The 20,123-nt window shown below is 48.9% G+C and carries 13 protein-coding genes and 1 CRISPR repeat array; of the genes, 9 read left to right on the top strand and 4 right to left on the bottom strand.

Annotated elements, in window-relative coordinates; genetic code table 11:
- The first annotated feature begins 1,052 nt into the window (after positions 1-1,052).
- The 6 genes from EKM70_RS04430 to EKM70_RS04405 all read left to right on the top strand — a co-directional run bounded on the left by EKM70_RS04430 (position 1,053) and on the right by EKM70_RS04405 (position 7,298).
- Complete coding sequence (locus tag EKM70_RS04430) at positions 1,053-1,412, top strand: zinc-ribbon domain-containing protein (protein ID WP_125545637.1); 360 nt, start codon at positions 1,053-1,055, stop codon at positions 1,410-1,412.
- Between the two features lie 389 nt (positions 1,413-1,801).
- Positions 1,802-4,354 (top strand): SpaA isopeptide-forming pilin-related protein, encoded by a 2,553-nt coding sequence (locus EKM70_RS04425; protein ID WP_125545635.1) that lies wholly within the window; start codon positions 1,802-1,804, stop codon positions 4,352-4,354.
- A 4-nt stretch (positions 4,355-4,358) separates the two neighbouring features.
- Positions 4,359-5,858 (top strand): SpaA isopeptide-forming pilin-related protein, encoded by a 1,500-nt coding sequence (locus EKM70_RS04420; protein ID WP_125545633.1) that lies wholly within the window; start codon positions 4,359-4,361, stop codon positions 5,856-5,858.
- Between the two features lie 42 nt (positions 5,859-5,900).
- Positions 5,901-6,593: a class C sortase gene (locus tag EKM70_RS04415; RefSeq protein ID WP_125545631.1), complete on the top strand. Its 693-nt coding sequence runs from the start codon at positions 5,901-5,903 to the stop codon at positions 6,591-6,593.
- Positions 6,594-7,148, top strand: a complete 555-nt coding sequence (locus EKM70_RS04410; protein WP_125545629.1) for a sortase family protein — start codon at positions 6,594-6,596, stop codon at positions 7,146-7,148.
- Positions 7,149-7,298, top strand: coding sequence for a sortase family protein (locus tag EKM70_RS04405; RefSeq protein WP_125545627.1), 150 nt, complete (start codon positions 7,149-7,151; stop codon positions 7,296-7,298).
- A gap of 103 nt (positions 7,299-7,401) precedes the next feature.
- Here EKM70_RS04405 and EKM70_RS04400 read toward each other — a convergent pair whose 3' ends face one another.
- Positions 7,402-7,932 carry a DUF3278 domain-containing protein gene (locus EKM70_RS04400; protein ID WP_125545625.1) on the bottom strand — a complete coding sequence of 177 codons (531 nt, stop codon included), beginning with the start codon at positions 7,930-7,932 and terminating at the stop codon, positions 7,402-7,404.
- A 3-nt stretch (positions 7,933-7,935) separates the two neighbouring features.
- The gene (locus tag EKM70_RS04395; RefSeq protein WP_125545623.1) at positions 7,936-8,124 is read right to left on the bottom strand and encodes a helix-turn-helix transcriptional regulator; all 189 of its coding nucleotides are present in this window, start codon (positions 8,122-8,124) and stop codon (positions 7,936-7,938) included.
- A 190-nt stretch (positions 8,125-8,314) separates the two neighbouring features.
- On the opposite strand from EKM70_RS04395, the gene EKM70_RS04390 reads away from it, so the two are divergent.
- Complete coding sequence (locus tag EKM70_RS04390; protein WP_125545621.1) at positions 8,315-9,634, top strand: replication-associated recombination protein A; 1,320 nt, start codon at positions 8,315-8,317, stop codon at positions 9,632-9,634.
- 94 nt (positions 9,635-9,728) lie between these two features.
- On the opposite strand, the gene EKM70_RS04385 is transcribed toward EKM70_RS04390, so the two are convergent.
- On the bottom strand, positions 9,729-10,100 hold the full coding sequence (locus tag EKM70_RS04385) for a nuclear transport factor 2 family protein (protein ID WP_125545619.1): 372 nt from the start codon (positions 10,098-10,100) through the stop codon (positions 9,729-9,731).
- A 368-nt stretch (positions 10,101-10,468) separates the two neighbouring features.
- Entirely contained in the window at positions 10,469-11,632 is a 1,164-nt protein-coding gene (locus EKM70_RS04380) for a DUF2075 domain-containing protein (protein ID WP_125545617.1), read from the bottom strand.
- Positions 11,633-12,047: 415 nt separating this feature from the next.
- Positions 12,048-15,250: a CRISPR direct-repeat array (repeat unit 28 nt; unit sequence GTACTCCCCACGTATGTGGGGATGATCC).
- A gap of 379 nt (positions 15,251-15,629) precedes the next feature.
- Between EKM70_RS04380 and cas3 the strand changes: the two genes are divergently transcribed.
- The gene (gene cas3 / locus EKM70_RS04375; protein ID WP_191985882.1) at positions 15,630-18,410 is read left to right on the top strand and encodes a CRISPR-associated helicase Cas3'; all 2,781 of its coding nucleotides are present in this window, start codon (positions 15,630-15,632) and stop codon (positions 18,408-18,410) included.
- Positions 18,391-20,118 carry a type I-E CRISPR-associated protein Cse1/CasA gene (locus EKM70_RS04370; RefSeq protein ID WP_318531966.1) on the top strand — a complete coding sequence of 576 codons (1,728 nt, stop codon included), beginning with the start codon at positions 18,391-18,393 and terminating at the stop codon, positions 20,116-20,118. Before cas3 ends, EKM70_RS04370 begins: the two co-directional genes overlap by 20 nt.
- Positions 20,119-20,123: the final 5 nt, after the last annotated feature.

Here is a 20,123-nt window from a genome sequence, read left to right as displayed (position 1 = left end):
TGAAAATATTTGCACTGTATATTTATTCTTAGATAAATATATTTTGCCCTCAGTCTACACCTTTTATCCCTCATAATAAATACTGTGTTTTTATAACTGGTTGAAGTATTAGCATTCAGGACTGCTTGCTATTCGTCTAGGCTATGTGGCCAAGAAAAACGTACTGGACCAGGATTATGACCGGTTGTATGGATTGTGAAAGTTAAACCGTAATGATAAAAGTCTGTTTTTTTGTGATGTTCCCACGGGAACTGATCGTGGGTGGTAGATGTTACTCGCTAAGCTGGTCCATGTTATCAGAACTGACAAAGCTGAGATGTGGAGGGAGGCACCTAGCCAGAATACTAAATTGTTGAGAGTGCCTACTGAATTGATTACTGGCGGTGTCTGTATCAGATAATCCTAATCTAAAAGCGATCGTCCTAATTTTCGGGCGATCGCTTTTGTTTATTGACGATGTTTTTTAAGAAAGACTATAGAGATTGTGCCTGTCTAGAGGTTTTAATGAGTTGTGCAGGTAGGGGGCATGTTCTGGTAGCGGGAACATTGCTGTTTAAAGGGTTTCAGTTTCTCCTAATGCGAGAATGAGTCGTGGCCTATGCTAAAATCAGTAACTGATATTGCAATATAACAAGATATGTTGTACTATTTGTTTATAGCCTCTCCCCGAGTCATCGGGGGTGATCCCATATCTTGATAGATTGAGGCGTATTCCCCACGGATGTGGGGATGATTCATTGGTAACATGAGAAGTTCTGAGTGAACTAGCAATCTGCTACAGAGCGGGTTGTTATTTAGCTTGGAGAAAAGAGTCATGGTCGGGTAGAGCTAGCCCTTTATTCGCCAACAGAATAGGAACACCGTCTATGTTTGTGTCTTGGCGAAGTTTTGTCTAAGGTCCTAACTGGTTAGTCAGGCTGAATTCGTGGTGGTTATTAGCCCCAGTGTAGCACATCTGCCGATGGTTGCGGGTGTTTAGCCTTTAGTACCGTGGATAAGTGTCACCAAATGCAAATTTGGACGACAACTTAGATGTATTGGAGGAGAGATTCATGGATCAGGGAACCAAGATTTGTCCAAATTGTGGCACGAAGATGGCAATCGATGCAGAGATTTGTCCTAAGTGTGGGGCAATGCAGGCGCAGCCCATGGGCGGCTACACAACAGGCCCAACGCAGATTCAGTCACAAGTACAATCCCGCAAAAAGACGGGCATGTTTCTTCTTTGGGGATGGCTATCCGCAGTAGTTTCACTCTTTATTCCAATCGTTGGGATTGTTTCGATTGTCCTAGGATCCTTAACGATTAAGAGTAAACGCGTTGCTGCAGGAGTCGTTTTGATTGTTGCAGCTGTCATCTTTATCTTTTGGGGGATGACAGGGTTTGCGCAAGGTTTCTTTGGGGCCATGTAAAGTGAAAGTCAGTGACTGAGCTTGGGGTAAGCTTAGTCGCTGGCCAATATAAATAATTCCTGCCGATATGGTGGGGTGAATCAAAGAAGGGCGTCCAATTCTACTGGATGGCCTTTATTTTTGTTTACTAGACATTAGCGAACGAGTCAGGAGTGGCCAAGGCTTGGTTGGCTTCCGGCTTGATAACAACTCTGTGGTAGAAACGAGTGGGGACAGCTAAGTTAATAGGTATATTTAGTCACAATAGATTTAATATATAACACAACAACTAACTTAATTGTATTACAAAAAGCATATGATGTTCATAAGTTTTTCACATTTCACTGTTAATCTGGGATTATTCAAGAACACGACAGTTCGCAACCCACTCGGATATGGAGGATTGCCCCATGAAAAAATGGCTACGAATTATCTCAATCATTGCTTGTCTCGTTGGTTTGACATCGTTATTGCGTATCCAGGCGCAACAACGGGGCCCGGTCATTAACAAGGCAACTCTCCAGGATCAGACGAATCGAGTTGCGAAGACAGTGACCAGCCACCAGCCAGAGGACTTACAACTGGCACTGGACCTGACGCTCCCCGCGGGGGAAACGGTTATCACATTGGCCGAACAGGACCAGGCTAAGCTGGAACCAGGTAAGCTCACTGACCTGGAGGCGGTTGAAGATGGCCAGGTCGACAACATTACGGCAGAAGTTGATGAAAAACACCGTCTTATGCTCAACAACGATCAAGAAGAAGCCCAACAGGTGAAGTTGCTGGTGCCAGTGAAGTTAACTGACCCCCTCCTCATCGCGAAGTTCCAACTTGAGTTACGCGTTGCCGATTCGACGGAAGAATACAAGCTTCGCCGAATCAAGGTCATCGCGGATGAAGATGACGAAGAAGCAAAGAAGACCAAAAAGCGGAAGACTAGTAAAGTCGTGGACAACTCACGGGTAGCCGCGCAAGCAGCGGGTAGTGCGGACAAGGTCACGGCCGACGACAGCCAGACTACCAACAACGAGAAGATAACTGCGACTGTTGAAAAGGTGACACCAGCAGATGATGTGCCTGACAAGACGGAAGCAAAAGTGAAGACGACTAATAACCATGACCGTTCGGAAAAGCAAGCATCCCTGCCAGCCATTCCCACTGAAAATGGTGCCATCAAGATTAACCGGGCACAGGTAAAATCAAACAACTGGTCCAGTGACTTACTGATTGGTGGGAGCCTGTTAGAGCACGATGGTGTTAAGAAAATAACCAAGGAGCTTGCTAATACTAAACCCAAAGGTTACTACGGCACCAAAAATAATTACTTTGACAACTATGAACATTACTATCACTCGTCCTACATGCAATCAGATACTGCGACAGCCTATGCGATTTCAATGGATGGTGAGAAAGAACCGAAAGCGAATGACAAGCTTGTCATCTACTACGACAATGTCGGGGCTTACACGGATTCACCTACTGAATCAGACCTTGACCAGCAGATGGGAGTCATCGTTGAAATCTCCAATATTGTGTTCAGTGACACTATCCGGGGCGGACGGGCCTACATTGACTTCCCCAACAATTTCTACTCCGGATTAGTCTACAACGGGATTAAGTCTTTCACCATTGACATGACGTTTACCAACTCAGATTGGACGAAGGCCCTCGAATTCCCAGGGAAAGACCAGGATGGTAAATACGGAACTTACTTCACTTTTGGGTCACTGAATGGTTATCCAGGAGACCTGAACGAGTGGGCCGGTACCGATTCAGGGTTAGACGCCGAAAGAGTTGAGGGCGCATTCATCACACCACATCCAGAAGGTTGGTATGAAGGGACGGGTACTGGTTCGCCTAAAGGTGAAGAGACTGAAGAAACAAACTGGGGTGACTACCTCGGGTCTAGTGACTACGAGCTGGGAGCCGTTTCCTTCCCCATGACTGGCGTTAAGCAACCATTCAAGTTAAGAAGTGATTTCGCGTTTACGTGGCAGTCATTCTCCACAGCAATGCTCACGCCACTCAAGCCGCCGGCACCAACGAAGGCGGTCGACAAGGACGATGAATTTGAGTTAGAGAACAACGATTTAGATGGTGTGACGATTGACCGGGACGAGGCGGACCAGAAAACGCTGGTCTACACGATTTACCAGCCAACGTACAGTATTCCAGACCAAACGATTGCTAAGCCAAAGAGCATTACGATGACCGACCAGTTACCGGCAGGACTAACGGTTAATGCTGCTGACATTAAGCTGTTCAACACGGATGATCAGGAAGTCATCATAAAAGCAGAAGATGGTGAGAAGATACCTGGTGACATCACTGTTTCTGACACAGGTCTGGTAACGTACAAGCTCTCCAAGGCGGAAATCGAAGAGTTGATTTTCGATGGCGGAAGCTTTGCCATCAGAATACGAGCAACTGTTGACGATGACTTCGTCGGAACTTTCAAAAACCGGGCGATAGTTAGCTTCGGTCCCAAGTGGGAGCAAGAGACGAATGAAGTGGTCACTCACTATATTCGGGGCACGTACCAATTCCAAAAGATTGATGGTACGACTGACAAGTCATTGGCCGGTGCCGAGTTTATTATCGAAAACGAGTTTGGCCAGTACCTGACGTTTGACGACAAGGGCAAGTTCAAAGATGTTGTGGAAGACCAATCAGCGGCAACGCGCCTGAAAGGTGACGAGAACGGGAACTTCAAGGTGACTGGTCTCCCATACGGCAAGTACACGTTGATTGAAACACAGGCGCCAGATGGCTACGTCATCGGCGACGCACATGACTTCGAAATTTCCAAGGAGCAGCAGGATGCCGCTCCAGACCAGATCAAGAATGACCCTTACACGCTCCCCGTAACCGGGGGCCATGGGATCTTCTGGTTCCTGGCTGGTGGGCTCATCCTCATCCTAATTTCTCTCTCAATTTGGCGCACACACCCTGAAGGAGGTTAAGGCCATGAAATTCACGAGATTACGACAACTCATTGTCGCGACCTTCGCGATTGGCGGTCTCGCGTTAGGTGGCCACACCGCCGCTCACGCTAGCACCAAGGCACCAGACAAGGTCACGATTCAACTGCACAAGGTGGATAACGAGTCGACGCAGATGGTACAAAACACTGGGGATGAGCTGACGCTCCAGAGTGGCATGTCCGTCTACGACGCCACCAAGTATGGCGACGTGACCTGTAGCATCTACGACGTGAGTAGCCTCCTGAAGGACCGGGGCGTGGAGAATGGCCAGGTTACTAGCGATGCCTTCACCACAGAACGCGACAAGCTGATTCATGACATCACGGGTGGTAAAACGGATCCAGCCGAAGTGCTTCAGGCGCAACAGGCCTTCGTTGATGCGAATAAGCTGGATGCCGTGGCAACCCAGACGTTGAGCGACAAGAGTGGCTACCTGACATTTGGTGACCTCAACAATCGGGGCTTCTACCTGATTATGGAAATGGCGGCCCCAGCGCACCATTTGACGGGACTCTCAGCCCCAATGATTATCGGGCTTCCTCTGAATGAAAGGTCAGAGATTCACCTGTATCCTAAGAACCTCATCGCGCGCGATGTCGACCCGGAGATTCACAAGGTGGGGATCGACCCGAACGCGCCCACCAGCGACACGCACGTCGATCTTGGCCAGGTTGAATTTACCCTGGAACGAGAAGATGGCAAAGGCGAAACGCGGACGTTAATCACTGATGACAACGGCGACATCGCCTTCGGTGGCCTGGAAGTGGGGACGGTGTATGTGTTAACGGAATCCTCAAATGCCCAGTACCCTTGGTACTACCAGAGTAGCGACAAGACGCACAAAATTTCTCTGAAGTTCACGGTTGATAAAGACGGGAATGTCGACCCACAGGAGATGTTACCAAGCGAAAAAGACTTCAAGATTAGCGGCACGAAGATTGGGATCCTAAATCACCTGATTCTGGGTGGAGCTAAGTTCCAGAAGGTTGACGCGACCGACTCGACGAAAGGCTTGGCGGGGGCCAAGTTCAAGGTTCAAAAGATTGACCACGCCGGCAAGATTTTCTGGGCGGTCTTCGATGGTCAGACTTTCGTCAAATGGGTCAGCGACAAGGATAAGGCTACGGCGCTAACGTCTGACAAGGGGGGTAAATTCGAATTTGACGGTGTCCCTTACGTGTACGACCGACGGGGCGGCGCAGTGACTTACAACCTGGTTGAAACGCAGGCACCCAAGGGTTATGCGCTCCTCAAGCGTGCCACGAGCTTTAAGATTAACGATCAACAAATTCTGAAGATTAAGAACACGAGGGGCGTGGCGACTGGTCAAGGTAAGGATGGTAGTGGCGGCATCGGTGACAAGATCCGGCGCGGCTTCCTGCCAACGACCGGAGGCATGGGTATCTGGTTCTTCCTGCTCATCGGGGGACTCCTGATGGGTGGGGCCGGCTACCTATACTACCGGCAACGGAAAGCAAACTAATGGCAGCAGCCACTGAGATATTGGCAGAGGGAGGACCCTAACATGCGTAAATGGCTAGCGATTCTCATCTTCTGTTTAGGCTTGGGTGTCGTTGGCTACCCAGCCGCCAATAACTTGGTGACGGAATGGCGTCAAGAGGGTGTTCTAACGGCGTACAAGAGCCAGTTGAAGACGGCGAGTGCTGGGCAACTCAGAGCACTCAGACGAGCCTTACAGCGGCAGGAAACGGTCAATAAGACGCAGGTGAAGGATCCCTTCAAGACTCGAACGGAACGGTTTGTGGAGACCACACCACTGGCATTAGTCGCGATTCCGAGCGTCGATGTGGAGCTACCAGTCTTTGAGGGCACCAGCGAAAAGGTCCTCCAGAAATATGCCGGACTGGTTCAGGGAACGGATATCCCCCAGGGCAAGCAGAACCAGCACAGCCTGATCACGGCGCACCGGGGTCTGACGGGTAACCAACTCTTCACCGACCTCTGGCGGGTTGAGAAGGGTGACCGGTTCTACTTGAAAAATGCCTACGGGATGATGACCTATAAGGTCACGAGCATCCGCAAGGTGAAGGCCAATGCGAGCCGGCCCATCCAACGAGACGCTACTAAAAACCAGGTGACGCTGATGACGTGTACGCCGTATATGGTCAACTCCCACCGACTCCTGGTAGGCGTCCTCTTCATTTGGGGGATGTGGGCCGGTATTCGGTACAATCGGCAGGCAAAGGAGGATCTCTAAATGACAACTCGAAAACGTTGGGTTAAATGGGGGTCCCTCGGGCTACTACTGATGTTTCTGGCCGGATGTGGACTGGTGCTACTGGGTCTTACGCAGAGTTTCTCGGTGACGCATTTAGGAGATAGGGCCAAGCATGAGATGACGGCAACGAGTGTCCAGAAGGCTAACAAGCAGGCGCAAAGACGGGCGGCACGGGGGCAGACAGAGGCATTCGACTATGCCAACACGTCGCAGTTAACGCCGCTCACGGTCGCGCGTTACGGTCTACAAGAGTTATTCGGAAAAAGTGCCTATCGCGCGGTCGGCGAGTTACGGGTCCCCGCAGTTGGTCTGGATTTGCCGATTGGCGTGGGCGTGAGCGACGCCGTGCTGGTCCGCGGGGCCGGGACCCTCAAGGTTGACCAACAGATGGGTGAAGGCAATTACGCTCTGGCTGGCCACTATATGACGGCCAAGCGCATCCTGTTCTCGCCACTAGCGGGGGTGCGAGTGGGCAACAACATCTACCTGACCGATAAGCAACAGACATATCGCTACCAGGTTAGCCGGGTCTGAATGACGAATCGCTATCACGTCGAGGTTATCGACGATGTTCCTGGCAAGAAACTGGTGACGCTGGTGACCTGTGCTACGGCTAAACGGGGTGAACAGAACCGCTTGGTGATTCGCGGGGAACTCAAATCCGTGAAACGGGTCGCGGTGTAGCTGGGAATGTTTCATGTGAAACATTGGGGTGATTCTGAAGACCGTTAAAAAGCATCGAATGGCCGTTGCGTGGCCGTTCGATGCTTTTTCAATGCAGTAATTTTTAGCGAAACTTGCGAAGCCGGATGACTTCCTGAATACCAATGACGATACCCATGCCGACGCCACTCCAGATAGCGACCCAGATGACATGGGATTGGGTGAGCGACTGGGTCAGGCTGGTGCCGTCAAACCAAAGATTCATGACGGCCTGTTCCAGGTACATGAACAAGGCGAAGTAGACGCCAGTTGAGAGGCCCTTGCGGATGATCCGGTGGTAGGCCTGTTTGCTGGTATTGGCGTCGATTTCGTTATCGGTTAGGTGGGCGCGACGTGAAGCGAACATGATGTAGGTGCAGACGACGAGAACAAAATAACCGAGTTGACCCAGCAGTAGGACGGCCAATGTCATTTCGGGATCTTTAACCGCGAAGATCCCGGCGGCTACGAGCGAGAGTAACATGCCAGGAAAGTACAGAATGAAGGCATTCGCCGCAATGCGGTTGACTTCCTGGTGTTTGTATTCGTCGAATTCCCCGGAAACGCCGAACCAATGCTTGAAAATGTTATCGCGAAAATTCTTCCCTTTTTCCATGAGCTATTCCTCCCAGAATAAATGATTTAAATCGGTTTTTAAGACCTTGGCCAAACGGATGCAGAGATCCAGTGATGGATTGTACTTGTCGTTTTCGACAAGATTAATGGTTTGGCGCGCAACCGCAATCGCCTGGGCGAGTTGAAATTGCGTCATCCCCGCGCGCTTCCGATATTCTTTGACTCGATTCAACGCGACACCTCCTAGGTCAGTGGTGGTTGGTATGTCACATATAGTTGACATCATTAGCATAGCGCTCGGAGTGTGGTGTGTCAACTATATATGACATTTTACGTAAATCGGCCATATTGGTTGACTGTCACGCAACGTTATAGTTTAGGATAGCCCTCAGTGAATGAAGACAGAAGGTAGGTGGTAGCTTATGAAACAGGAATCGTTATTCTCGAGTCAACCGGAGAACACGCCCTTGGCGAGTCGGGTCCGGCCGCAGGATTTGGACCAGTTCGTGGGTCAACAGCACTTGTTGGGATCCGGGAAGATTTTACGTGAGATCATCGAAAATGATCAGGTCTCGTCGATGATCTTCTGGGGTCCGCCGGGTGTGGGTAAGACGACCCTGGCCGAAATCATCGCGCGCAAGACGCAGTCAAGTTTCCTGAGCTTCAGCGCCGTGGATAGCAGTATCAGTAAGATTAAAAAGATTATGAAACAGGCCGAACTGGACCGCGAGATTGGCCAGCGCACGATGGTCTTCGTGGACGAAATTCATCGGTTTAACAAGGCCCAACAGGACGCCTTTCTCCCGTACGTGGAGCGGGGCAGCATCATCCTCATCGGAGCTACGACCGAGAACCCTTCATTTGAGATCAACTCGGCCTTGCTTTCGCGGTGTAAGGTGTTTGTGCTGAAGGCTTTGAAACAGGCGGATATCGTTCAGTTGCTGAAAAATGCCCTGACGAATCCCGCTGGCTACGGCAAACAGACCATTAAGATTGGCCAGGATGAGATTCAGGCGATCGCGAACTTTGCCGATGGGGATGCTCGCATGGCGCTGAATACTCTGGAGATGGCAATCTTAAATGCCGAACCGGTTGATCAGACCACGACGATCACCATGGCTAATCTGGGCCAGTTAATTACTAAAAAATTCGTACTCTACGATAAGAACGGCGAGGAGCACTACAACATTATCTCCGCACTGCATAAGTCCATGCGAAATAGTGACACGGACGCAGCGATCTACTGGCTTTCTCGGATGTTGGCAGGTGGCGAGGACCCGTTGTACATTGCCCGTCGGCTGGTTCGATTTGCCAGTGAGGACGTGGGGTTGGCGGACACCAATGCCTTAAACGTGGCGATTAACGTGTTTCAGGCTTGCCAGTTTCTGGGGATGCCGGAATGTGATATCCATTTGGTAGAGGCCGTGACCTATCTGTCGTTGGCCCCCAAGTCTAATGCCATCTATAAGGCCCGCTTAGCGGCGGCCAAGGACGTGAAGCAGACGGCCAATGACCCAGTGCCACTCCAAATTCGTAACGCCCCAACGAAGCTCATGAAGGACCTGGGCTATGGCAAGGATTACGAGCTGGCACACTATGCCAAGGATAAGTTAACAACCATGAAGACGATGCCGCCGTCGGTCGAAGGCCATGAGTATTATTTGCCGACGAGTGAGGGGCGTGAAAGCCGATTTAAGGATCGGTTGGTTCAGATCAAGGCTTGGCATGAACAGCATGGGTAGAGAGTGGGACAAAAGGCGTTCAGCTCTATGTAAGTTTTGAGATAAAAAGGGTCGGGGAAGTTCCCAGGCCTTTTTTAATAATTAAGTTTAATTATTAAACTAGTGGCTTGCTATTATCAAACGTGGTATCCATTGGCCGAATGACAGACCAGGTTGAGTGGATAACCTTCCAGGTGGTGTCTTCACGTTGAAAAACCTCAATACAGTTGTAGCGCATGTCGTTCAGCGAGGTCTTCGCGAACAGTTGGTAAGTCAGAATGGCCATGTCGTTGGTTACCTGAACGCGCGGGAGCTCAAAGTCATAGGTGTCGGCGAAGAGCTTGCCTTCCACATTGGCTAAAACAAATTGCTTGATTTCGGTGTAGGTATCGACTCGCTTGGCCTTGAAGCTGTCGAAGTAGGAGAAGTCCTGCTGAGAACACAGGTTGAGATAGCTGGGGGTGTCTCCGTGCAACCCTTTAATCAAGGCCCCTTTCCCAGACTAATAATTATTTTTGATAATTCGGTGATTTTAGTTATCATGAGTCGATTTTCTTTGTTAAGTTCGATAGACTTCGTGTGAACTGTACCGTTGCGTCACAGTCAAGGAGCATTTTTCTAATGGGCGTGGAGAGCACCGCTTAGAGTGGCAGTGTGTATAATAAATGATAATTAAGATCGAATGGGGGGGTCATTGTGTTTAGTGTTTTGGATAAATTGAGTGGGGGACAAGCTACTCGTTCTTTATAGGTGATTTGATGAAAATAAGTTGTGGGAATGCTTCATGTGAAACATTAAAAGACGTCACGATCGACTTCCTGGGAAGTCAGTCGTGACGTCTTTTAGTGGATTAGGTTACTTTTTAGTAATTTCTAGCAGGCGCTTCCGGAGCGCGTCGTCGTAGGCCGTCAGGTACAGGCCGTATTTACCACGCTTCATCAGCACGTTCAGGACATTGGCGATGAACGTCCGGTATTCGTCCTGCGTGAATTTCATATCCTTACGCTTCTTGAAGATCTCCTTATGGGAGTACTTTTCAGGAATGATGGTCATGGTGTCCGTCTGCGGATCGTAGCCGAACGAAGGCCCAATAATCATGCCGACGTAGTTCAAATCGAAGCCTTGAAGGGTGTAGATGGTCCCAACTTGGGTAATGGATCCTTCCCGTTTGGCCCAATGGGTGCGTTGCGGGTCCCATTCGTCCCATGGCAGGTTGAAGGTGTCCATTTCGACATTGTGGCGGCCGTCGATCCGCGGGAAGCCCGAGGTGGCAACCATCCGACTCATGCCGACTTCTTTGTTGCGCTTCTTGATAGTGTCAAACATCGCCCCAGCGGTATCGAACATCTTGAAGTCAAAGTCGCTGTTATCGGGGAAGGGCTTCAGCGGTTTTTCAGCGGTCAGATCGTCCATCCAGGCCACCTGCTCGTCGCTAGCCACCATTCGGTACTGGAAGTTCATGTTGAACGACTTGTGGGGGTGAGAACCAATTGTCTTAAAGAGCAGGTCCTTGTCCCAATACATCTTGGATTGGAAGACCTGATCGAAGTCGTAAACCACGACAACTACCTTGGCCAGTGCCATCAGGTCGGTCAGTTGATTCTGGCCGCGGTAATGGGCGTAAGGTTCTGATTTCGAATAAAGCAGGTGTGCTTCGTCAACGAAAATGATGTCGTACTTCTTGTGGTTCTTTTGTGCGTAGTTAATCAACGACGTTGGCCGGCGAATCGAGTTGACCTTCATGTTCGGAATTGATTCGGCAATGTCTTGATAAGCCTTGTACAACTCGGGGTGGTTAACCACCAGAGAGGTCTTGTAGCGCTTGTCGGTCATGTATTGGCGAACCAGTTCCATCAGGACAACCGACTTTCCGGTTCCCGCAGCGCCTTCGATAATGGCGACGGAAGACGGCGTGTTTTGCAGGCCTTGCTTGATGTAGTCGTTGATGTTGGTGATGACCCGTTTCTGGTCGTCGGAAAGGTCATCGACGAAGAACTGGGCTTTTAGAATTTCATTCATGGTAGGGCTCCTAATTTAGTTTTTTTAGCGTCATTTGGGCATTAGGCGCCTGGTAAATCGCGAGAAATGGGGATGTCCGGTTTGACGGATATTGATGGCGGCTGGACCATTTACTCAGATTTACTTCCAGCGGTGATTATATCATATTTGGGGGTTGGATAGAGATGGGTGGGGAGTGTTGGCAGGGAGGCTTTAGATGTTATATCCGTATATTTACTGGAATGATAGTGGATTTATTATGAGAGGTTGATAAAGGGCTATTCTTTTGACAGGTTAGTATTTACTCAGGATTTGTATATTGGCAGCCGAAGTCAGTTGGGTTATGCTATAGAGGTGAGTGGATCACAAAGTACAAACTAACTAAAACAGGCCAGTTTGTAAATTTGAAATGCCGGTATATCAACGATTCTTTAGTGTACTCCCCACGTATGTGGGGATGATCCTGCGAAGGCCAGCCCACCGTCAGAAGGCTGGATGTACTCCCCACGTATGTGGGGATGATCCTAACACGGCTAAAATGATGAAGAATACAAAACGGTACTCCCCACGTATGTGGGGATGATCCTCACACTCGCAGCGCTGGCAGCTAATCCTTGAAGTACTCCCCACGTATGTGGGGATGATCCTGGAATCCTCATAGGCCGTACCGTTAATTGATAGTACTCCCCACGTATGTGGGGATGATCCCATCTCGTTAATAGCAGCGTAAAAGTGTTGCGTGTACTCCCCACGTATGTGGGGATGATCCCTAGCTTTGTAATCAGCCTTACGTTGCTCGTTCGTACTCCCCACGTATGTGGGGATGATCCTTGCTTAGCTAAGTGTGGATTGTCCTGCTTAGCGTACTCCCCACGTATGTGGGGATGATCCTTAAACCATCTCCTTAACAGTAATTTGTGGATAGTACTCCCCACGTATGTGGGGATGATCCTCGTATCGCCAGGCGCGTACCCCGTAATCTTGAGTACTCCCCACGTATGTGGGGATGATCCCATGACGTTTGAGTGAAAATCGCCTTGCATAGTGTACTCCCCACGTATGTGGGGATGATCCTTGACCATTGTCTGCGAGTTACCAAACGTACTTGTACTCCCCACGTATGTGGGGATGATCCGTCAACACTAGATGACCTCAAACTATCGCTACGGTACTCCCCACGTATGTGGGGATGATCCCAGGAATGGTCGAAAATAATATGCTGAGCGTCGGTACTCCCCACGTATGTGGGGATGATCCCTCCAGCAGCAATGGCTCTTATCTTGCTTGCTTGTACTCCCCACGTATGTGGGGATGATCCCAACTGGTGTTTACTCCCAAGCAGAGGCAATGTGTACTCCCCACGTATGTGGGGATGATCCCCGTGTCAGCACATTCAAATGTCGAACCATCACGTACTCCCCACGTATGTGGGGATGATCCCCGTGTCAGCACATTCAAATGTCGAACCATCACGTACTCCCCACGTATGTGGGGATGATCCCCGTGTCAGCACATTCAAATGTCGAACCATCACGTACTCCCCACGTATGTGGGGATGATCCCCGTGTCAGCACATTCAAATGTCGAACCATCACGTACTCCCCACGTATGTGGGGATGATCCCCGTGTCAGCACATTCAAATGTCGAACCATCACGTACTCCCCACGTATGTGGGGATGATCCCTTGCTTAGTTTGATAAGAAATTGTCTTACCGTGTACTCCCCACGTATGTGGGGATGATCCTGACCGAAGGAAAACCGTGGTCGAGCTATTAAGGTACTCCCCACGTATGTGGGGATGATCCTATCATCACGTAAGTCGTCTAACTCTTTTCGGTGTACTCCCCACGTATGTGGGGATGATCCACTTAGCTTTTGTGCCAATTCATCGTCATCTTCAGTACTCCCCACGTATGTGGGGATGATCCATTATGAGATCCAAAAAGCTACCGGGATCGGCAGGTACTCCCCACGTATGTGGGGATGATCCTCGAATAAATTCGCTAAAAATCTGTTGAGCTTCGTACTCCCCACGTATGTGGGGATGATCCTTCCCGCGTTGTCTTTGCGGTCGCATTGACGTTGTACTCCCCACGTATGTGGGGATGATCCCATGCCACCTAATATGAAGATTATCTCGTCCCAAGTACTCCCCACGTATGTGGGGATGATCCTCGTTGCCAGCGTCATCAACCGGGACGATCCAAGTACTCCCCACGTATGTGGGGATGATCCCGTGACATATAGCGATGGGATCACCGGTGACAGGTACTCCCCACGTATGTGGGGATGATCCTAGGTATCACTGTCGCCAACCGCGACCGCCCACGTACTCCCCACGTATGTGGGGATGATCCAACCAGATAATTTTGCCTGCTAAGCAATTCCTGGTACTCCCCACGTATGTGGGGATGATCCCCTGATGACGTTGCTGATCGTTCGGTTTTCATCGTACTCCCCACGTATGTGGGGATGATCCACAGTGGCATGATGACTAATTCAAAAAAATCAGGTACTCCCCACGTATGTGGGGATGATCCCATCACCAATATCATCAAGTTCTAGTCCGTGTGGTACTCCCCACGTATGTGGGGATGATCCCGGCGAGTAAACCCACAGTAGGAGACATCTCAAGTACTCCCCACGTATGTGGGGATGATCCCGAACAGCCTCGCAATGTGAGTGCTGCACAATTGTACTCCCCACGTATGTGGGGATGATCCTCAGTCATTGAGACGGCGGACATCATAGCCGGGGTACTCCCCACGTATGTGGGGATGATCCCTACGGTGGAATTCTTTCCTGTGGCTAAATCTAGTACTCCCCACGTATGTGGGGATGATCCCGCGAAGGACGCATTGTGATTCGTTCCGCCGGCGTACTCCCCACGTATGTGGGGATGATCCTTTTGTACGCCTGATGCATACCCGCAAGTGTGAGTACTCCCCACGTATGTGGGGATGATCCCCAATCCTTTTATTCGATGATATTTACGAAGAAGTACTCCCCACGTATGTGGGGATGATCCTGAAGACAGCTCTAGGGACCAAACCGTCCGATTGTACTCCCCACGTATGTGGGGATGATCCTGACAGTGTGACTGCCGACAACATTACTTCCCTGTACTCCCCACGTATGTGGGGATGATCCCTACCGGGAACAACGTCCCCATATCCATTTCATGTACTCCCCACGTATGTGGGGATGATCCCGCGCACAGACACGCCCTTACAGACGTTATTCAGTACTCCCCACGTATGTGGGGATGATCCCCAGCTGGCTGAGCCGTAGGTGACCACGTTTTTGTACTCCCCACGTATGTGGGGATGATCCCAACTGTCGCTAGTGCTGGACGACATCAAGCAAGTACTCCCCACGTATGTGGGGATGATCCTGAAGCTATGAAGCTGTTCGAAGACAAGGCATAGTACTCCCCACGTATGTGGGGATGATCCCTGCGGGTCGTCAATCTCGCTCTCGTGGTAGTGGTACTCCCCACGTATGTGGGGATGATCCCCGTCGCGAGCAGGCACAGGTCTTGAAGAACTTGTACTCCCCACGTATGTGGGGATGATCCCCGTCGCGAGCAGGCACAGGTCTTGAAGAACTTGTACTCCTCACGTATGTGAGGGTGATTTTTCAATTTTTATCCAATAGGTGGTTCTGAGACAGTATTTCCTTTAGTCTAAAGTTAGTTATAGGTATAAACAGTAGGGATTCGATCGGAAATAAGGCTTAATTTTGATGGTTTATGCCGTTAACGAGCCATTTTACATAGAAAATTATGATAAAATAAGTGAATACGGTTACAAAAAAGCAAAAATTGGGTAAAAAGTATCAAATAGATTAAGCAATGCTATTTATTATTTCATAAGTCATCTGTATTGACTTGGGGTGCACGGACCTGTATCTTCAAGGTTACGACGCTCCTGGATAGTTGATCGTGAAGCTTGGGATGACTTGTGTATCTACACATAGTAGTTTAACGATAAAGGTTAAGAGGCTGTACATATGGGAATGGAAATATCTGATCAGGCCGCAGTGTTGTGGGCTAAGAAACGTAGTGAGGACGGGTACCAGTATTGGTTGCCCTTGATTGTTCATTTGACAGATACACAAAAAACGATTAATTACTTGTTTACGCATTGGCTAAGTCCCGGACAGCAGCGAATATTAGCTGGATCGTTATCGGAAGAAGCCACACAAAAGTTGGTAAAATTTGTGGGCTTTATTCATGATATTGGTAAGAGTACCGCAGCTTTTCAGACCAAGAAGTCATATGACCATGATGATGCACTTGATGAGGATCTCAGATCGCGACTGGCCCAAGGTGGATTTCAGGGACTGGATGAGGTGCTGCTAGCCTCCGCAAACAAATCGCCACATGCCTTGGCTGGTGAAGCCATCATTGAAGAGCTAGGGGTCCCTGAGTCCATTGGGGCCATTGTTGGTGGTCACCATGGGAAGCCGGCTAAAGAAGTGCCAGAGGGCCAAATTGACGACTACACAGCGAATTACTATCAGGATGATGTCGACCCTAAGGTTCAAGAACCGTGGAAAGATGTGCAGGAAGAACTATTTAAGTATGGTTTGATCAGCTCAGGCTATCAAAAGGTAGAGGATATTCCCAATATCACACAGCCGCAAGCGGTTATTTTGGAAGGCCTGCTGATTATGGCAGATTGGTTGGCGTCTAGTGAATATCTAGATCGTGAGCAGACAAAACCGCTGTTCCCTCTAATTTCGCTCGATCAGTCATGGCGAGATATTGATGTGAATTCTCGTTTTAGAAGCGCACTAGAAAATTGGTCAGTTGATGATGAATGGAACCCACAACGTCTCGATTCGGAGAAACTAAACAGTCTAGATGAAATTTACTTTGCTCGTTGGAAATTCAAGCCGCGTCCGGTTCAAAGATCCATGAGTCGAGCTATCGGGGAAGCACTCGATCCAGGTATGGTGATTATTGAGGCCCCAATGGGATTGGGGAAGACCGAGATAGCCCTGCTGGCAGTTGAACAGCTAGCTTATGTTACCGGTAGTGACGGCCTTTTTATGGGATTACCAACCCAAGCCACAACCAATGCCATGTTTGATCGAGTCGACGACTGGTTGGCCGGTTTAGCTGAATTACAACACGGAAATTTTCAGATCAAGCTGATGCATAGCAAGGCACAATTTAACAAGGAGTATCAAGATTTGCCAGATGCTTCAAGCGTTTATGGTGACGAGGACAAACCCGGAGAAGTTGTAGTTAATGGTTGGTTTTCTGGCAAGAAGTCTATCTTAGCCAAGTTTACTGTTGGGACAATCGATAATCTCTTATTAATGGGGTTAAAACAAAAGCACCTGTTCTTACGACATCTAGGACTTAGTGGCAAGGTAGTCGTGATTGATGAAGTTCACGCCTACGATGCCTATATGAATCAATATTTGTATAAAGCAATTAACTGGTTAGGTGCTTACCATGTGCCGATCGTTATTCTGTCAGCGACTTTGCCTAAGGCTAAGCGTAATAAGCTTTTAGAAGCCTATCTAGTGGGAAAGTATGGTAAAAAGTACAGGAAAAAACTGGCTGCACCAGAAGGTTGGGAAGAGACACAGGCCTATCCGCTACTCAGCATCCTGGATGGCAGCCAGATTAAACAGGTGACGTCGTTCCCAGGCAAAAGTGATCAACAGCCAACTCACCTACAAGTTAAACGCCTGGATCTTCCGGATGAAGCTCTTATTGCCCATGTGGTTAATAAAATTCATGATGGTGGGATTGCCGGGGTTATCGTTAACACCGTCAAGCGGGCGCAGAAACTGGCACAGTTGGTGCCCGGTGACATCAAGTTAATGGTGCTACATTCGGCATTCTTAGCCAATGATCGGTCAGCTCAAGAGACTAAGATACAAAAGGCAATTGGTAAGCGAGGCAGGCGTCCAGATAAAATGATCGTCATTGGGACACAGGTTCTGGAACAGTCACTGGACATTGATTTCGATGTTATGTATACGGATATCGCGCCAATGGACTTGATTCTTCAGCGAGCTGGGCGTCTCCATCGACACCAGATTGAGCGCCCGGCGGCACTACGAAGTCCGCAACTATTTGTCATGGGCATTGAGGGAACGAATGAATATGAGTCTGGCAGTGGGACTGTTTATGGTCAGTATCTCCTCATGAAGACGGATCACTTTTTAAAGGATGAGATCACCTTACCAAACGACATTTCACCACTAGTCCAAGCAGTTTACGATCCCAAGACGGATAGTGAAATTGCAGACATTGATGAGGCTAAAGCTGATTTTGAAGTAAAGCGTGAGAAGGAAAAGAAGAAAGCCCATGTTTTTCAAGTGGGAGAGCCCAAACTCAAAGCTGGTAAGACTATTCATGGCTGGTTAAGTCGAGACCGCGGCAACATCGCTAACGATGAACAGCAGGCCAGTGCAGCGGTTCGTGATATCAAGGAAACCTTGGAAGTCATTCTGGTTCAGCACACGGAGGAAGGAAACTTCTTGCTGGATGGTCGATCTTTGGCAGATGTTCATTCAAAGGAGATTGCCCAGCAGATTATTCGACTTCCCTTTGTAATTACGCCGAATCCTGACAAGGTTGATCAGGCGATTAAGGATCTCGAGACGTTAACCAGCCGTTACTTCTCGGGTTGGCAAAGTGATGTTTGGCTCAAGGGTTCACTAGTATTGCCGTTAGACCAGGACTTCTCAGTGACCTTTGAAGGCTGGCGTCTAACGTATTCTTCAAAACTAGGACTTAAATATGTGCAGGAGGATGACAATCGTGGACGGTAAAAGTTTTAATTTAACCACGGAACCGTGGATCAAGGTCATCACGCTAGATAATAATCAAGAACAAACAGTATCTCTAATCGATTTGTTTGAAAATGCCCACCGCTATCGTCAATTAGCTGGCGACATGCGGAGCCAAGACTTGGCGATCTTACGGCTTCTGTTGGCAGTTCTGACGACTGTCTATTCGCGATTTGATGCCGATGGTAAGTTGTATAGTTGGTTAACAACCAACGACAAAGCAGAAGTTAGTATTGATGCGGATGAATTTGATGAAGACGACAGTGAAGATGATTTATTCAAGACTTGGCAGAAGCTGAATCAGGCGGGGAAATTTTCATCAGTGGTGGCGCGTTATCTAGAGACACACGCTGACGATTTTGATTTCTTTGGGCCTCGTCCGTTCTATCAAGTGACAACGGAAGATTACGATGCCTTGGTTCCCGAAGTGAAGCGCGTTGCTGGAGGTAAAGGGCAGGTTGCCATTAAGCAACTTAATCGCCAGATTTCAGAGAGTGGGCATACGCCGGCGATCTTTGCGCCAAAGGCTGGAGAAGCTAAGAACGATTTGTCATTGGACGAGTTGGTGCGATGGCTCATTACTTACCAAAACTTTACGGGCGTGACCGACAAATCGAAGGTCGTAACTGCTGAAAAATTCTCGAACTCGACTGGGTGGATCTATCGAATTAATCCCGTGTTTGCGAAGGGAAAGACGCTCTTTGAAACCTTACTGCTTAATTTGATTCTGGTGAACGAGTGGCAGGATGAAACTGAATATACACTGCCTAAGCCAGTTTGGGAATACAATTCCGTTCAAGGCTATGTAACGCACCGGAAAGCCCAACTTCTACCAGACAATCTGGCTGAGCTGTATACGACTTGGTCACGGCTGCTACATATTGAGTGGGATGAAACAGATTCACCTCACATTTTCAGCGCTGGAGTTCCTATATTCGCCTCTGAAGACGCTTTGATTGAACCGATGACAACCTGGCGCTTTGATAAAAAAGAGCATGCTTATCGGCCAGCAACTAAGAGTTTGCGGTCGTTAGGAATCGCGATGTGGCGTAACTTTGGACAGTACGTCAAAGTTCGCCAAGCAGACGATGTCCATGAACCGGGCATCGTCGTTTGGCTACACAACTTGAAAAAGAGAAAGTTAATTTCGCGTGATGATCCGCTGGTTTTGAACTCAATTGCGTTGGTTAGCGACGGAACCGCGGCATCACAGTCTCCAGCGGCAGAGGTCGTTGACGATATGCAATTACAAGCTGATGTCTTGTTTCCCAGCGATGATCAGAATGAACCGTTGAAACGTTGGCCAACGCGGATTGAAGACACTATTGCCTTCACACAAACGATTGGGACTGACTATTACCATTTCGCTAGTGACATCGGGAAAATTCGTAATTTGGATGTTCGGCCGTTTGCCAGTGGGATGAGTGCGAAATTCTATGAACAACTAAATAGTCCGTTTAAGGAATGGTTAGAAGGACTGACCGATCAGGATAATCGAGAAGAAAAAATTACTTTATGGAAACAGGAACTTCAAAGAATTGTGGTGGCATCGGTTAATGATGTGATGCAGGCTAGTTCGCCCAGAGATGTTAAGGGGATTTCTACTGATCACGGGCCGTTGAATATCTTTACGGCCAAGAATCGCCTGATGGGGAATGTCCGGAAACATCTTGAGTTGAAGAAGGAGTGATGAGG

Source organism: Levilactobacillus lindianensis, assembly GCF_003946095.1.
In the GTDB taxonomy this organism is placed as follows: domain Bacteria; phylum Bacillota; class Bacilli; order Lactobacillales; family Lactobacillaceae; genus Levilactobacillus; species Levilactobacillus lindianensis.
This window is presented reverse-complemented; position numbering and strand designations above follow the sequence as displayed.

Coding starts and splice junctions, on each gene's coding strand:
- EKM70_RS04410 (WP_125545629.1), top strand. CDS start 6,594: ATGACAACTCGAAAACGTTGGGTTAAATGGGGGTCCCTCGGGCTACTA.
- EKM70_RS04380 (WP_125545617.1), bottom strand. CDS start 11,632: ATGAATGAAATTCTAAAAGCCCAGTTCTTCGTCGATGACCTTTCCGAC.
- EKM70_RS04370 (WP_318531966.1), top strand. CDS start 18,391: ATGACAATCGTGGACGGTAAAAGTTTTAATTTAACCACGGAACCGTGG.
- EKM70_RS04390 (WP_125545621.1), top strand. CDS start 8,315: ATGAAACAGGAATCGTTATTCTCGAGTCAACCGGAGAACACGCCCTTG.
- EKM70_RS04400 (WP_125545625.1), bottom strand. CDS start 7,932: ATGGAAAAAGGGAAGAATTTTCGCGATAACATTTTCAAGCATTGGTTC.
- EKM70_RS04420 (WP_125545633.1), top strand. CDS start 4,359: ATGAAATTCACGAGATTACGACAACTCATTGTCGCGACCTTCGCGATT.
- EKM70_RS04405 (WP_125545627.1), top strand. CDS start 7,149: ATGACGAATCGCTATCACGTCGAGGTTATCGACGATGTTCCTGGCAAG.
- EKM70_RS04415 (WP_125545631.1), top strand. CDS start 5,901: ATGCGTAAATGGCTAGCGATTCTCATCTTCTGTTTAGGCTTGGGTGTC.
- cas3 (WP_191985882.1), top strand. CDS start 15,630: ATGGAAATATCTGATCAGGCCGCAGTGTTGTGGGCTAAGAAACGTAGT.
- EKM70_RS04430 (WP_125545637.1), top strand. CDS start 1,053: ATGGATCAGGGAACCAAGATTTGTCCAAATTGTGGCACGAAGATGGCA.
- EKM70_RS04425 (WP_125545635.1), top strand. CDS start 1,802: ATGAAAAAATGGCTACGAATTATCTCAATCATTGCTTGTCTCGTTGGT.